At 38.4% G+C, this 15,257-nt stretch carries 17 protein-coding genes and 1 pseudogene; 15 read left to right on the forward strand and 3 right to left on the reverse strand.

Features of this window, described 5'->3' with window-relative positions; translation table 11 throughout:
* Nucleotides 1–39 precede the first annotated feature (39 nt).
* From HH_RS07095 to HH_RS07135, 9 genes are all read left to right on the forward strand, one after another.
* Nucleotides 40–1,542, forward strand: a complete 1,503-nt coding sequence (locus tag HH_RS07095) for an MFS transporter (protein ID WP_011116304.1) — start codon at nt 40–42, stop codon at nt 1,540–1,542.
* A gap of 161 nt (nt 1,543–1,703) precedes the next feature.
* Nucleotides 1,704–2,312 (forward strand): carboxymuconolactone decarboxylase family protein, encoded by a 609-nt coding sequence (locus HH_RS07100; protein WP_011116305.1) that lies wholly within the window; start codon nt 1,704–1,706, stop codon nt 2,310–2,312.
* A gap of 130 nt (nt 2,313–2,442) precedes the next feature.
* Nucleotides 2,443–2,877 (forward strand): MerR family transcriptional regulator, encoded by a 435-nt coding sequence (locus HH_RS07105; protein WP_034368173.1) that lies wholly within the window; start codon nt 2,443–2,445, stop codon nt 2,875–2,877.
* Complete coding sequence (locus HH_RS07110) at nt 2,874–3,383, forward strand: carboxymuconolactone decarboxylase family protein (RefSeq protein WP_011116308.1); 510 nt, start codon at nt 2,874–2,876, stop codon at nt 3,381–3,383. Before HH_RS07105 ends, HH_RS07110 begins: the two co-directional genes overlap by 4 nt.
* Before the next feature lie 44 nt (nt 3,384–3,427).
* Nucleotides 3,428–4,045: a sugar O-acetyltransferase gene (locus tag HH_RS07115; RefSeq protein WP_011116309.1), complete on the forward strand. Its 618-nt coding sequence runs from the start codon at nt 3,428–3,430 to the stop codon at nt 4,043–4,045.
* A gap of 117 nt (nt 4,046–4,162) precedes the next feature.
* Nucleotides 4,163–6,094, forward strand: coding sequence for a DUF1561 family protein (locus tag HH_RS07120; protein WP_011116310.1), 1,932 nt, complete (start codon nt 4,163–4,165; stop codon nt 6,092–6,094).
* A 217-nt stretch (nt 6,095–6,311) separates the two neighbouring features.
* Complete coding sequence (locus HH_RS07125) at nt 6,312–7,304, forward strand: aldo/keto reductase (RefSeq protein ID WP_148141026.1); 993 nt, start codon at nt 6,312–6,314, stop codon at nt 7,302–7,304.
* A 90-nt stretch (nt 7,305–7,394) separates the two neighbouring features.
* Entirely contained in the window at nt 7,395–7,979 is a 585-nt protein-coding gene (locus HH_RS07130) for an NAD(P)H-dependent oxidoreductase (protein ID WP_011116312.1), read from the forward strand.
* 52 nt (nt 7,980–8,031) lie between these two features.
* On the forward strand, nt 8,032–8,781 hold the full coding sequence (locus HH_RS07135; protein WP_011116313.1) for an SDR family oxidoreductase: 750 nt from the start codon (nt 8,032–8,034) through the stop codon (nt 8,779–8,781).
* Here the strand turns inward: HH_RS07135 and HH_RS07140 are convergent.
* From HH_RS07140 to HH_RS07150, 3 genes and pseudogenes are all read right to left on the reverse strand, one after another.
* Nucleotides 8,755–9,360, reverse strand: coding sequence for a pyridoxamine 5'-phosphate oxidase family protein (locus HH_RS07140; RefSeq protein WP_041309122.1), 606 nt, complete (start codon nt 9,358–9,360; stop codon nt 8,755–8,757). The two genes, HH_RS07135 and HH_RS07140, sit on opposite strands and share 27 nt — an antisense overlap.
* A gap of 140 nt (nt 9,361–9,500) precedes the next feature.
* A complete protein-coding gene (locus tag HH_RS09370; RefSeq protein WP_158295435.1) occupies nt 9,501–9,779 on the reverse strand; it encodes a hypothetical protein in 279 nt (92 codons plus the stop codon).
* A 25-nt stretch (nt 9,780–9,804) separates the two neighbouring features.
* Nucleotides 9,805–10,119: pseudogene (locus HH_RS07150) on the reverse strand (type II CRISPR RNA-guided endonuclease Cas9); the annotation flags it as partial.
* 268 nt (nt 10,120–10,387) lie between these two features.
* On the opposite strand from HH_RS07150, the gene HH_RS07155 reads away from it, so the two are divergent.
* The 6 genes from HH_RS07155 to HH_RS07180 all read left to right on the forward strand — a co-directional run bounded on the left by HH_RS07155 (nt 10,388) and on the right by HH_RS07180 (nt 15,238).
* On the forward strand, nt 10,388–11,425 hold the full coding sequence (locus HH_RS07155; RefSeq protein WP_011116318.1) for a 4Fe-4S dicluster domain-containing protein: 1,038 nt from the start codon (nt 10,388–10,390) through the stop codon (nt 11,423–11,425).
* Nucleotides 11,422–12,096 carry a formate dehydrogenase subunit gamma gene (locus HH_RS07160; protein ID WP_011116319.1) on the forward strand — a complete coding sequence of 225 codons (675 nt, stop codon included), beginning with the start codon at nt 11,422–11,424 and terminating at the stop codon, nt 12,094–12,096. The genes HH_RS07155 and HH_RS07160 overlap by 4 nt, the downstream gene beginning before the upstream one ends.
* Nucleotides 12,097–12,283: 187 nt before the next feature.
* On the forward strand, nt 12,284–13,012 hold the full coding sequence (locus HH_RS07165; protein ID WP_034367255.1) for an amino acid ABC transporter ATP-binding protein: 729 nt from the start codon (nt 12,284–12,286) through the stop codon (nt 13,010–13,012).
* A 19-nt stretch (nt 13,013–13,031) separates the two neighbouring features.
* Nucleotides 13,032–13,814, forward strand: a complete 783-nt coding sequence (locus HH_RS07170; RefSeq protein ID WP_011116321.1) for a transporter substrate-binding domain-containing protein — start codon at nt 13,032–13,034, stop codon at nt 13,812–13,814.
* Nucleotide 13,815: 1 nt separating this feature from the next.
* The gene (locus tag HH_RS07175; RefSeq protein WP_034367253.1) at nt 13,816–14,568 is read left to right on the forward strand and encodes an amino acid ABC transporter permease; all 753 of its coding nucleotides are present in this window, start codon (nt 13,816–13,818) and stop codon (nt 14,566–14,568) included.
* 10 nt (nt 14,569–14,578) lie between these two features.
* Nucleotides 14,579–15,238, forward strand: a complete 660-nt coding sequence (locus HH_RS07180; protein ID WP_011116323.1) for an amino acid ABC transporter permease — start codon at nt 14,579–14,581, stop codon at nt 15,236–15,238.
* The last annotated feature ends 19 nt before the right edge of the window (nt 15,239–15,257 follow it).

Raw genomic sequence — 15,257 nt, forward strand, 5'->3', positions numbered from 1 at the left:
TATTTATTACATTAAAAAGGCTAAAATCAAGGAGACCCAATGAATCTCATTCTTTTTACTATTCTACTTGCTGTATTTGTCGTGCCTAGCTCTATTTCTGGCACAGCTATTGCCTTACCCTATATCGCAGAGGATATTGGAAGTGATACCACGCTCTTACAATGGGTTGTGAATAGCTTTAATCTATTTTTTGCGTGTTTTACGCTCATTTGGGGTGCTATAAGTGATAGATTAGGTGCAAAAACTTGTCTTATTGCTGGGGTGGCAACCTATCTTTTAGGCTCAATACTCTCATTTCTCGCTCCTAGCCTACTTTGGCTTGATGTGGGTAGAGCCTTAGCGGGGATTGGTGGGGCAAGTGTTTTTGCGTGTGGAAGTGCTATTTTAATCCGCACTTTTGAAGACAAGGAACGAGTGAAAGCCTTTGCATTTTTTGGCACAACCGCAGGGCTTGGCATTACCTTAGGACCCACATTAAGTGGATTCCTCATTGATCTTTTTGCGTGGAGGGCGATTTTTGTCTTTCATTTTCTCACACTTGGGGTTGTTTTGCTCCTTTCACCTATGTTGCCAAAAGACCCACAAAAACAACAAAAAGCCTTTAAGTTTGATAAAATGGGTGCACTTCTCTTTATCGCTTTTATGTCAAGCTTTATGCTTTTTATCACCAAAATCCACGCTTTCAAAGAGCCTCAAACACTTGGAATATTAGCCTTTTGTCTCATTGTAGGGATAGTTTTTGGGGTGCATCAGAGAAGTTTGCACTATAAAAATATTACACCAAATCCTACCCTGCACATTCCTCAACCGCTTTTAGACTTTGAAGTGCTTAAAAATGCTTCGTTTTTTGGATTTAGCCTTGTAGCAGTGATTGCTGGATTTAGCTTTGTCGTATTACTCACTTATTTTCCTACTTTTCTCTCTATAAACTTTGGATTCTCTGCCTCTTTTTCTGGGCTTTTTATGCTCTCCCTCACTACGCCTATGCTATTTTGTCCAATTCTTGCAGGAAAAATGCTAAACAAAGGGGTAGATTCTAAAGCTCTTGCCCTTGCAATGTCTTTGATGATGAGCTTAGGAATCTTTGCACTTTTAATCATCTTGCATACTCTAAGCGGTGTTACGCTTCAGCTAATGACGCTTTTAGTGCTTTTTGTTATTGGCTGTGGTATGGGATTACACGCAGGGGCGATTGATGGATTGGCTCTTGGGAGTGTAGAATCTGCTAAAAGTGGCTTAGGCGCAGGAGTGCTTAATTCCTTGCGTTTAGGCTCTGAAGCGGTGGGAGTAAGCCTCTATGGCGCACTTATGGTGGTGTTTATTACCGCAAATCTCTCCTATCTTTTGGATAGTGAAGATTCTGTGTATCCCATTGTGGAAAGTATCGCAAGTGGAAATCTTAGTGCGGTTGAGAATCCGCTGATTTCAGCAAATGCACCCTCTATTTATCTGCAATCTTTTTCTTACACTTTGGGAATATTGGGGCTTATAAGCCTTGCTTTAAGCTTAGGTGTTTGGAGATTGCTTGGGAGGGTAAAATAGAGTGCTTAAACTGCATTAAGCACTTTGAAAAATCTCAATTACTCTTATTATCTTAAGCAAGATTTGCTGTTTTTCTCACTCTACATTTTACCAAATCCCCTTAATAAATACTAAGTGTAAGATTCTATAATATCACATATATTTTGTGTTAAGGAGGAAGTATGCGCTTTACAATCAATGATGAGAATAACTTTTTCAAAGATAAAGATAAGGCTTATATAGAGCCACCCAAAAAAATGCCATTTTTGCTAAAAATAGCCGTTTATTTAGCGCAAAAAAGCGTCAAGAAAGAAGTGCTCATCGCTAAACTTTTGACTTGGTATCCTAAGGCAGCGGTGAGTTCTGCAGTTTTAGAAAGCCTTGTAGCTCACGATGATGCAGAGATTAATAAGCGGATTCTAAAAATCATTCGTGTGCAGGTTTCTATGCTGGTGGCTTGTCCATTTTGTATTGATATGAATGCCTTTGAGTATGAAAAATTTGGATTAAAACTCGATGAAATCAATGCAATAGCTGATAAAAATTACACTTATCATACTTTTAGTGAAAAAGAAAGGATTATCTTACAATACGTAGAAATGGCGACAAATACGCCTGTTTTTATTTCAAAAGAGATTGTTTGTAGTCTCAAAGAACATTTTTCTGAACGTGGCATTGTGATTATTGCCTCAACCATTGCACAGGTGAATTATTGGTCAAGGCTTATCCGCGCTCTTGGTGTGCCTGTCGCTGGATTTGGCAATATCTGTCGCTTAGAGGAAAAAGGCTAATCTCACCTCATAAAAGCAAATATTTTTCTACAATTTCTCTCCAACCCCTTGACAAACACTAAGTGTTAGGATTTATAATGTCATTTTATAAGCCTCAAAAACTTGGTTAAAAACTTTAAAAGGAGATGAGATGAATTTCACCATTTTAGAAGCAGAGCATAAAAGCGGCATTCCCTCACGCAAGATTCGCTTTTGGCTAGATAAGGGACTTTTTCCACGCATTTATAAGGACAAAAACGGCACACGGCTTTTTAATCCAAAAGATATTGATTGGCTCTGTTGGATTAACCTTTATCGTGAGCTTGGAATGAGTATTAAAGAGCTTAAATATTACAAAGATTTGTGTGATAAGGGCGATGAAACATTAAAAGAGCGATTAAAAATCATTCAAGCGCAAAAGAAAAAGAATCTCGCCCAACTTGCAAAAGCTAAAGAAAATATCGCAATGCTTGAATACAAAGAGCAGCTTTATACAGATTTGATTGAAAATGGAGTGGATTATCGGCATTCTAGCTTTAGCGAGTGCAAAAGGGTTTTGAAAGAACAGGTGAAGGAGCAAAAATGAAAAATCAAGATTTTAAAAGGCGTAAGGTGCTAAAAGATTCACTCATTATTGCAGGAGGATTAGGAGTGCTTGGCACGCAAGCATTTGCTAAAACACATCATCAACAAATACAAATCAAACAAGGAGAGAGAATGCAAACACGATTTGAAAAAGGTTTAAAACAACTTCAAAGCATTGATGGAGAGGCGGGGAGTAAAGTCATCAGCTCACTAGAGGATATTGCACCTGATTTGGGACGCTTTATTATAGAATTTGCCTTTGGCGATATTTATACGCGAGGTGAGCTTAATCTGCAAGAGCGAGAGATGATTACGCTTTCTAGTTTGCTCACAGCAGGAGGCTGCGAAGCACAGCTTGAAGTGCATATCAATGCGGCTTTAAATGTTGGCATAAGCAAGGAAAAAATTATTGAATGCTTGATGCAGTGCATTCCTTACACAGGATTTCCAAAGGTGCTTAATGCGGTGTTTGTAGCTAAAAAAGTTTTTAAGGAGAGGAGAAAATAATAAAGAAGCAACACAAAAGAATTTTTATATTTTAGGGAGAAACTATGAAACCAACTTTTTCGCTTCGTAGCACACCCACACCTAGCACAAATCGCGATATTTTCACGCGGGATTTGGGTGGGGAGCTTATAGATATGAATGACCCAGAGTTTGAGAGGATTAAAGAGATTATTTTAGAGACGATTAGGCTTACAAGTGAGCTAAATAGCGGACATCATAGCGCCGAGCGCGTGCAGGAGCTGTTTTCGCAAATCATTGGCAAAGAGGTGGATTGTAGCACTTGGATTATCCCGCCTTTTTATGTGGATTTTGGCAAAAATATTAAGGTGGGCAAAAATTTCTTTATGAATCAAGCTTGCACCTTTATGGATAGGGGCGGCATCACAATCGGTGATGATGTGTTTATCGCACCCAAAGTCTGCCTCACAACGATTAATCACGATTTTAATCCCTACAATCGCCAAGCGACTTTTTGCAAACCCATTGTGATAAAAGATAGGGTATGGATAGGGATTAATGCAACTATTTGTCCGGGTGTAACCATTGGGCAAAACTCTGTGATTGCTGCTGGAAGCGTGGTAACTAAAGATGTTCCTCCAAATGTGATTGTTGGAGGCAACCCTGCAAGGGTGCTAAAAAGCATTGAGGGGTATGAGAAATAGCCACATAAAGCAATAACAAGTTTCTACATCTTAAGGGCATTTATAGGCAGGTAGAAATTTTATATTCAGCCAAAACTGCTATAATAAACACAAGTTAGATACCCCAAAAGGATATATATGAAAAGCTTAGTTTCACGCTTATATGCCTTTGTTTTCTTCTTTTTTAGCCTTTGTGTGCCCTTTTATACTGCTCTTGCGCTTGAAAATCCTAAGCAAGTCTCCCAAAAGCTTGCCAATAAGCCCAAAGACAGACCCATTGCCTTTGTAAGTAAGCCTGATTCGTTGACGCAGTGTCTCACGCCAGTCTTTACAAACTCTGAGGGTTATGTGAGTGTAAGTGATTGCGAAGAAGCAATAGATGCGCGTTATGATGTCTTTAGCCGCATAGCGTGGAAACTTCGCGATGGTTGGGTGTGTTTAAGTGCAGAAAATGAAAAGTATAATCAAGGTAAGCGACTCATCTTAAGACCTTGCGTTATTGATGATAAAACGCAAAGTTTCACAATCAAAGACAATATGCTATATACTCCTGATTTGCGATTTGTGGTTCGTATTGCCAATGGATTCCTTACTCTGCAAAAAAGCCAATCTAAAGGTGCGCAATCTAATCTTATCCTCCATAATATGCAAGAATGGCTTGATACAATAGCCACTCCTGCACCCTTAATGCAAAAGGGCTTTATCGCCTGGAAATTCATTAGCCCTCAAGGTTTTGATGTATATTATTTGCGTAATAACGAATCGATTAAAAATGACCCGCAAGAGCTTTATTTCAACCTTGAAAATGGCATTATCGCACAATATGATTCAGCAAGTGCAAAGATGTTTTGTCTTACTTCTAAGCAGAATGCAAAGCAAGATTGGAATTGGGCGAGTTGGGAAGAATGTTTGCAGCAAAATTTGCGAGAAAATAAAGCAGCACCATCTAAATTAAATGCGCAAAATTGGAAACTTTTTATGTTTGCGGATAATGATAGCGCAATGCTTAAGGATTATTTAGGCAATTTTTTACGCGTTACCAAATATGGCTCAAATTGGGGTGTGCCTTATACCGCTAAGGCAGATTATTTAGCTAAAGATACAAATGAGGGGCAGACTTCCTATTTTCAATTTAGACACGATATGCAAGATTGGGAAAGATTTAAAAATGCAAATCTTTCAGATTCTCTCCCCACTTGCCCTGCAAATGGCTCTTATGCAAAGAATCTAAAAGCAAGTGTAAAATTACCCCCTAGCTTTGTCTTAACGCAAGAGTGGAAAAAGCGATTATGGCAGATTGCAACGACAACCGATGGCGTCTTAGAAAGAGCTGGAGATTGTGGCGTGTGTTTATTGCATAGCTATCAAATGATTGCTGAAATGAATGAATATACCGCTACTCCGCTAGAATCTGGAGGCTTTTTCTTTGATACAGCTTTTGGACGTAATCCTTTTACTTCTTTTCGTGCGCGTTATCCAATGCTTGCTGCTTCGCTTGAACAATATCGTGCCTCTAATACTCCACCGGGCTTATCTCGCTCTGCTGTGTTTGCATACGCAGCACAGATGTATAGAGCCATTGCCTTAAGCCTTTTTCCCGGACATTTTTGGCTCTCTTCAGAGTTTGCCACAAGTGATGTTACAATAAGAAGTGCGTTGAGAGATTTGTTTCAACAACCTGCTGGGACTTTATGGGTGGTGCAGATGTATTATGTCGCACGAGATGGTAGCTTCAATGGACACGGAATGCCTGTGCTAAGGACAGGTGATGGAATCCAATTTATCCCAACTAACTTAACAAATATGAACTATGAGGGATATGAGCGGGCATTATCCAATTCTTTTGCACATAATTTAAGAGAGGCATACAATGTCGTTACGCGCAATGGCACACTCAACTTATATATGCTTTATTCCTTGCGTTTGCGTGAGATTTATCCTAATCCCATTAATGCATTTGTATCTAATAATAATTGTAGCGGTGAGGGGGAAGATAGGAGAGGAACTCGCAATATGCCCCTTAGTCGTTTTATCAATCAATGTGCAAGTGGGAGATGTGTTTTGCAATAACGCATTAAGCAATGTGCTTGGGAGTCCTTGCCTTGCAAATTTTATGCGTGGTTGTAAAAGTTTTTGATTTACTCTAGCTTTAGAATCTAGCATTTTTATTTTTTGGTAAGTAACCTTTATAGATTTTCCCTCTCCAATCCCTTGACAAACACTTAGTATCAGGCTGTATAATTACGCAATCTATTTTTAGATTTTATCCATTTGACAAGGAGTAAAAATGCAAAATACAATTTCTCACTCTCGGCGAGATTTTCTGAAAACTTCCGCAATGCTAAGCTTAGCAGGTGTAAGTGCGGCATTCATACCAAATCTTTTACAAGGAGCGCAAAATTTGGCTAAAAACAATAAAACTCAAGTGATTTTAAATGAATTTTTCACGCTCAATAATGGCAATAAGATTCCAAAACTTGGGCTTGGGACTTGGCGTATTGATGATAATGTGGTAGAAGCGGCGGTGCGAGAGGCTTTTAAGGTGGGTTATCGCCACATTGACACTGCACAAGCCTATGGCAATGAAAGAGGTGTGGGCGAGGCGGTGAGAAAAAGCAAAATCAAGCGAGAGGAACTTTTTATCACAAGCAAGATTCGTGCAGAATATAAAGATTATAAAAGCGCGAGTGCTTCCATAGATACTTCTTTAAAAACGATGAAGCTAGATTTCATTGATTTAATGCTTATCCACAGCCCACAGCCTTGGAATAGTTTTAGAAAGGGCGATTATTTTAAAGAAAATGTAGAAGTCTATAACGCACTAGAGGACGCGCAAAAGGCGGGTAAGGTGCGTTCTATTGGTGTAAGTAACTTTTTGCAAAAAGACTTAGAAAATATCCTCAAAAACTGCAAAACTAAACCCGCAGCAAATCAGATTCTATGCCATATTGGCAACACGCCTTTTACATTGTTGGATTATTGCAAAAAGCAAAATATCCTCGCAGAAGCATATTCGCCTATTGCGCACGGAGAGCTTTTGAAAGACCCTCGCGTGATAGAGTTAGCAAAAAAATACAATGTCAGCCCTGCGCAAATTTGTATCCGCTATACTTTAGAGTTAGGACTTGTTTCTTTGCCAAAGAGCAAAACTCCCAAATATATAGCAGAGAATGCGCAGGTGGATTTCACATTCTCAAAGGCGGATTTACAAACGCTTAAAAAGCTTACCTTTAAGGATTATGGTGAGCATTCATATTTTCCTGTGTTTGGTGGGAAGTGAAATAAATAAGCAATGGGAATTAAGCAAAATCCCTTGACAAACACTTAGTATCAGGCTTTATAATTTCAAAATCTATTTTAAGGAGAACAAATGAAAAAAATTTTACTTTTAAATGGTGGCAAAGTCTTTGGAGGCTCTGGTGGGAGGCTTAGCCAAACTTTGCACGATGTCGCAAAGCAGACTTTAGAGAATCTTGGCTTTGAGATTTTGCAAACGCATATTGATAAGGGTTATGAGGAGCAAGTAGAGGTGCAAAAATGGCTTCAAAGTGATGCAATCATCTATCAAATGCCCGGTTGGTGGATGGGTGAGCCGTGGATTGTGAAAAAATATATTGATGAGATAGGTATTGCTGGGGCTGGGAAGTTTTTTACAAGTGATGGGCGGCATAGTAATAATCCAACTCAAGGCTATGGCACAGGCGGACTTTTGAAAGACAAAAAATATATGTTTTCTCTCACTTGGAATGCTCCGATTGAGGCTTTCACAGAAAAAAATGGATTTTTTGAGGGCGTTGGCGTAGATGGCGTGTATTTGCATTTACACAAAGCACACGAGTTTATGGGAATGCAGGCTTTGCCGAGCTTTATCTGTAATGATGTCGTCAAAAATCCGCAAGTGGAACAATATATTAAAGACTATGAGGCGCATTTGAAAAAGGTTTTTGGCAAATAGAGCTTTAGTAAGCGCAAGGTTACGCGTTTTAGATTCTAACAAAGGAGCAATAATGACAAATCGTAGAGACTTTTTAAAGAATCTAGCACAACTTGCAGGAGCAGTGGCATTCACGGCTTATGTGTCTTATCCACTTTTCGCACAAAATGTGAAATCCCAAAGCACACAAGGCAAAGATGAAAGGCTCAAAGTGCTGATTATCGGTGCGAATGGGAGTGTCGCAAGGGTAGCTACTACGATGTTTTTACAAAATACCAATGTAGATTTGAAACTTTATTTACGAAACTCAAAGCGACTTTCCCACCTCAAAAGTGCGCGTGTGGAAGTAGTGGAGGGTAATGCACTTGATGAAAATGCGCTCAAAAAGGCAATGAGTGATGTCAATGTCGTCTATGCGAATCTTTATGGCACAGACACGCCGCAAATGGCAAGAGTAATTATAGATTCTATGCAGCAAGTGGGGCTTAAAAGGCTTGTGTGGATAACTTCCTTTGGCGTGTATAATGGGCAATACCAAGAGATTCCAGAGAGTGAGCTAAGGTGCATTGCAAACTATATCGCGCCGCACAGAGAGGAAGTAAAGATTATAGAATCTTCCCCGCTTGATTACACGATTATCCGAGCGCAGTGGTTTAGCAACGCTGATGAGATAGACTATGAGCTGACGCAAAAGGGCGAAGCCTTTAAAAATCCAAGTGGGAAAATCTCTCGCAAAAGCATTGCGGATTTAATTGTCAAACTCTGCACGACAAAGGATTTTGGCATCAGGCAAAGCTTAGGGATTAATAAGCCTTTGAGGTGAAAATTTCTTCATTTGCTCTATCGTTTGTGTATCTAGTCTATCTCCACGATTGCTTAAATCCTGCACAATTTCCTCCCAATCCTCTTGCTTAAGATTCTGTCCAAATTTCGCTTTTGCAGTTAAAGATTCCACAAGGATTTTTCCTACAAATACACCTTTTTCTTGACCGATAAATTGCCCTTTCTCCATATCCATTGTTTGATTATTTGGCTCATATTTTTGAACAAGGCGCGTTAAAATATGCTTTTTCTCTACCAAGTCTTCTACCACGCAAAATTGTCCTTCTAAAAAGATAGAAAAGAAAAATTGCGTGGGAATCATCGTGTGATGTAAAAAGTATGAGGGGATATAAGCATAAGGCTTTGCTGCACTAAAGGCAACTTTGGGATTTTGCTTTAAAAGTGCGTATTTGCGTCCAGCCTTTGCTCCGTGCAGATAAATTTTAGAATCCTCATAGCAAAAGCTAAGTGGCACAGCATAAGGGATACTATCAGGTATTACGAGTGTGCCAAACTCTATTTGGTTTAAAAATTCCGCAATCAACTTAGAATCTTTACAATCAAAATCTTTGCGTCGCATTGCTTTCCTTAAGAGGTCTTTAGCTTTAAATTATAACATAAAATTATCATTTCCTTTTCTCCCGCCCTTTGACAAGCACAATTTCTCACTCTCAGCAGAATTTTCTGAAAACTTCAATGATAAATTCTAAGCTTTAAAGTTTAGGCAAGATTTTTTAACTCACCTTTGATAATTCCTCTCAATGTGCGTACAAGTAGCCATATAAAAGTAAGTGTTACAGCAATTAAGAGCATACTAGAGAGTGCAGAAAAGAATATTGCTCCACCACTTAGAGCAGAGGATTTTGAAGCGATAGATTCTGCAATATTAAAGCTTGCAATACACATTGCAGCCAAAGGGAAACTAATCGCCCACCACGAGATTCTAAATGGGCAACATTTGCCGATTTGAAAGACTTGAGGCAATAGAGCAAAAAGCAAAAATAATCCAATGGAAAGCAGTGTATAGCTCATAGGGGCTTTTGGTGTCTTTGCTTGTTTGGTATGCTTTTGGTAATTCCCCATCATTTGCAAGATAATCGTTTAAATTCAACTCAAATTCTTTGCAAAGCAGCCTTTTAATCGCATTGAGTCTAGCCTTTCTCCTTGCTAGTCTCCTCCTAGCTCCTCGTGCTTCTCTGCGCGGTGCGGCAAGCGAATCGCCATTTTTTGGATTCTCTGCTTTGGTAAAGATTCTCACCCCACAATCTTTAAGCTCATTGCTCTCTACATATGCCCAACCAATGCTTGTAATGCCTATATCAAAACCAAGAATCCTCATCTACAAACCTCCATCTATTAAAACTCATTAAAGATACATTAAATATTGTTTATAATAGCTTAGATTTATATTGCTTTTTCTATTTCGTTGCTTTACTACGCTACGCATCATTGCGGACAAATTGCAGCCACACTAGATATACTCAAATTGAAAATGACTTTAATGGAATGTTTGGGTAGGGCTTAGTGCAAATGTGATAATATCACTTTTATTTTCTTTGCAATTTTATATACTTCCATATTTTTAAGGCTAAATCAAGGTTAAAATTATGGAAGAAACCAATCAAAACAATCAGACAAATACATCGCGTAGGAATTTTTTAAAATTTCTAGGCGTGGCAAGTGTGAGTGCTGTGAGCGTTAATGCGGCACAATCCACAGATTCTAAGCAACCACAATATAAAATGGCTTCCATTATAGATTTGGGATTGTGCGATGGGTGCAGAGATAGGGAGATTCCCGCTTGTGTTGAGGCTTGTAAAGCAAAAAATACGACAAATTTTCCCGAGCCAATAGCGGAGATTCCGTATTATTTTCCGCGAAAAGTCTATGAGGATTATTCCAAAGATAGAGCAAATACTAAGCGTTTAACCCCTTATAATTGGACTTATGTGGAATCTCTAAAGGTTGAGGATAGAGACATATATGTGCCTAGACGTTGTATGCACTGCGATGATCCGACTTGCCAGAAGCTCTGCCCCTTTGGCGTGATTTCTAAGGATTCTAATGGCGCGGTAAAAATTGATGATGAATATTGCTTTGGCGGTGCAAAATGTAGAGATGTATGCCCTTGGGGGATTCCACAAAGACAAGCAGGAGTTGGAATCTATTTGAAAATAGCGCCCAAACTTGCAGGGGGAGGAGCAATGTATAAATGCGATAGCTGCGCGGATTTACTCGCCAAGAATCAAAAACCAGCTTGTGAGGTGCAATGCCCCAAAAAAGCCATAATCTTTGGAGATAGAGAGGAAATACTTACCAAAGCTAAGGCATTGCAAAAAGCGTATAAGGGAGACAAAGAGGGGACTTATATCTATGGGGATACGCAAAATGGTGGCACTTCTACATTTTATGTCTCGCCAGTGTCGTTTGAGCAAATCCAAGAATCTTTAAACAAAAAACACAATTTCACACAAGAACAACCACAAAAAATGGGGATTCCCCATATGAATCTTGCAATTAAAAACTTTGTGAGTGAGGATTCTGCTTTGATTAAAAGTGTGCTTTTAGCTCCTGTTGCGGGGGTAATAGCAGGAGGTATTGCTGTGGCAATGGCAAATAGAACCGATAAAAAGGAGGGAAAATGAAAGAGGCAAAAATACAAAGACAAAGTGCGCAAAATAGAATCGTGCATTGGGGTGTTGCAATAAGTATTTTTGGGCTTATTTTTAGCGGAATCTTGCAAATGCCAATCAGTAAGCGTTATATGCTCAATGAATTGCCTTTAATGGCTTGGAGCGGGGATTATTCTATCTCTTTAGTTGTGCATTATGTGTTTGCGATTGCTTTATTATTCTTTGTGGGATTCCATTTGATGTTTCACTTTGGGCGAAAGGAGTTTGATATACTCCCTAAAAAGGGCGATTTTGGTAAAAGCATTGCTGTGATTAAGGCGATGTTGTTTAAGGGAGAGGAGCCACCAAGTGAGAAATATTTGCCCGAGCAAAGACTTGCTTATGTGGGAATTGCGATGGTGATTTTGCTTTTGGTTGTTACTGGAATGATTAAAACTTATAAAAACCTAGCAGGATTTAATCTAAGTGAGGGGACAATGTTTTGGGTTACGCAGCTGCATAATTTGGGAATGTTTTTGATGATTTTAGCAATTATCGGGCATTTAGCTGCTTTTATCTTTAAAGCAAATCGTCCTTTGCTTAGTGGAATGTTTAGTGGAAAAGTGAGTGCAAACTACATTTTACACAGGCATACACTATGGAAAAATGGCGTAAAAAAGGCAGAGGAAGCATTGGCAGAATAGAAGCTTTAAGATTCTTAGAAAAATGCCCATTGATAAATGGTTTGTGGAAAAAATGTGGGCAACTTAATTTAACAATTTTATTAAAGAATCTGCTACTTTTTATCAACGAGGTATTTATTGTTGTTTGGCATTATTTACATTTTTTATGTTAAAGTCGTTTGTTGTATATTTTACATAAGGGTTGAATGTGATTGAATTAAAAAATGTGAATAAATTTTATGGTCGTCATCACGTATTAAAGGATATTAATTTGACAATTAAGGATGGCGAGAAGCTTGTTATCATTGGACCAAGTGGGAGCGGCAAGAGCACGACTATTCGATGTATGAATGGGCTTGAAGAGGTGAGTTCTGGCGAGGTAGTTGTAGAGGGCATTACGCTTAATCATAAAACAAAAACAAAGATTTGTCGAGAATATTGTGCAATGGTGTTTCAGCATTTTAATCTCTATCCACATTTGAATGTGCTTGAAAATCTCACGCTTGCACCCATTAAACTACGAGGTAAAAGTAAAAAAGAGGCTCAAGAATTAGCTTATAAATACCTTGAAGTTGTAGGACTTGTAGATAAGGCAAAGGTTTATCCAGCGACACTAAGCGGAGGACAGCAGCAACGTGTAGCGATTGCGAGAAGTCTTTGCACCCAAAAGCCCTATATTCTTTTTGATGAGCCTACCTCTGCTCTTGACCCTGAAACTATACAAGAGGTTTTAGATGTTATGCGAGAAATTTCACATCAAAGCAATACAACTATGGTTGTTGTAACGCACGAGATGGGTTTTGCAAGGGAAGTGAGCGATAGAATTATCTTTATGGAAGATGGTGCTATTGTGGAAGAAAGTGTGCCTAAAGAATTTTTTGCGTCTCCAAAAACGGAACGAGCTAAAGCATTCTTGGGAAAAATTTTAAGTCATTAAACCAATGTAAGGAGATGTTATGAGAAGTTGTGTAAATGTGAAAAGATTGCTCAAAGTGGCAGGATTATTTTTGTTTTTAAGTATGTTTGCTTTGCAAGCAAATGCAGGTATGTTGGAAGATATTAAGAAAAAAGATGAGCTTGTGGTAGGTGTCAAAAATGATATTCCACATTTTGCTTTGCTTGACCAAAAAACAAAAGAGATTAAGGGTTTTGAAATTGATGTAGCAAAACTTCTAGCAAAGCATATTTTAGGCAATGAAAATAAACTCAAACTTGTTGCAGTTAATGCCAAGACACGAGGACCATTGCTTGATAATGGGAGCATAGATGTTGTGATTGCGACCTTTACAATTACGCCTGAACGCAAACGCACTTATAACTTTTCTGAACCCTATTATAAGGATTCTGTGGGTTTGCTCGTGCTTAAAGAAAAGGGTTATAAATCACTTGCAGATATGAAAGATGCAACTATTGGGGTAGCTCAAGCCGCAACCTCTAAAAGAGCCATTGCCTCTGCAGCAAAAAAACTAGGCATAAATGTGAAATTTAATGAATTTCCAGATTATCCAAGCATAAAAGCTGCACTTGATGCAAAACGTATTGATGCCTTTAGTGTTGATAAGTCAATTCTTTTAGGTTATGTTGATAAAAAAAGCGAGATTCTCTCTGATAGTTTTGAGCCTCAAGAGTATGGTATTGTAAGTCCAAAAAAAGATAAAGAATTCGCGGCTTTTATTGATACATTTGTAAAAAAGAATAAAGCACAAATTGATGAATTAGCAAAAAAGTGGGGCTTGTAATATCGTGGATAGTGTAAGTTGGGTAGAGAATCTACGCACATTTTTGGAGTATATAGGCTTATATGATGAGGAAAGTTCCAGCCCATTTGCGATGTGGAAGTTTATTGACACTCTTGCTCAAAGTAACGAGTTTCTTTCTGGCTTTGGTTATACTTTGAGTGTGAGCATTTTAGCTTTGCTTATAGCACTTATATTTGGCACGATTGGTGGTGTTATGGCGACAAGCAAGATTACAATTCTTCGTGCTTACACACGAATGTATGTTGAGATTTTTCAAAATACACCTTTAGTGATACAGATATTTTTTCTCTACTTTGCCTTGCCTCCGCTTGGAATCCATCTTGATGTTTTTAGTGTGGGTGTATTAGGAGTGGGTGCATATCACGGCGCTTATGTGAGTGAAGTTGTCCGTAGCGGGATACTTGCTGTGCCTAAAGGACAATTTGAAGCCTCTGCTTCACAGGGCTTTACTTATACACAGCAAATGCGTTATATTATTTTGCCTCAAACTATTAAAATCATCTTGCCTCCAATCACTAATCAAGTAGTGAATCTTATTAAAAATACTTCTGTGCTTTTGATTATTGCAGGTGGGGAAATTATGTATGTAGCTGATAGTTATGCTGGAGATACAAGCAATTATGCACCGGCATATCTTTTTGCGGCATTTTTATATTTTATCGTGTGCTATCCCTTAGCATATTTTGCGAAGTTTTATGAAGATAGACTTAAAACTGCTCACTTAAAGCGATAAGGAAGATATTATGGGAAATGTATTTAATCAATCAAATCTTCATTTTTTACTTGATGGGCTTTATCTAACGCTTGTTGTGGCATTAGCAACTTGTGTGATTTCTATCATTTTTGGCACATTTTTAGCAATTACACGCAATTATGGTGGCAGGATTATAAGTTCTCTTGCAGCTATTTATATTGAAGTATTTAGAAATACACCTTTGCTTTTATGGATGCTTACTGCTGTTTTTGTTTTGCCGAGTTTTTTTGGACGAGCTGAACCTGCAATATGGGGAACTATTGGTTTTTCGCTTTATACAAGCTCGGTTATGGCAGAGATTATTCGCGGCGGGCTTAACTCTGTGCCTAAAGGACAATTTGAAGCAGCATATTCACAGGGTTTTAGCCAATTTTTTACACTTTTTTATATTATTTTGCCTCAAACCTTTAGAAAAGTTATTCCTTCTATGCTTTCGCAGATTATTACGACTTTTAAAGATACTTCATTTTTGGCAGGATTGCAAATAGCAGAGCTTACTTATCAATCTAAGATTATATTAGCCCAACTAGCGAGTTTTCAAGAAATACTTGCTATGATTGGATTGATTGCAGGAGTGTATTTTGTGATTTGTTTTAGTCTTTCTGTGCTTGTGCGTTATCTTGATAAAAAAATGGCATATATTTCATAAAGTTACTTATCAAAAAATG

The sequence above is a fragment of the Helicobacter hepaticus ATCC 51449 genome, from assembly GCF_000007905.1.
GTDB lineage: Bacteria > Campylobacterota > Campylobacteria > Campylobacterales > Helicobacteraceae > Helicobacter_C > Helicobacter_C hepaticus.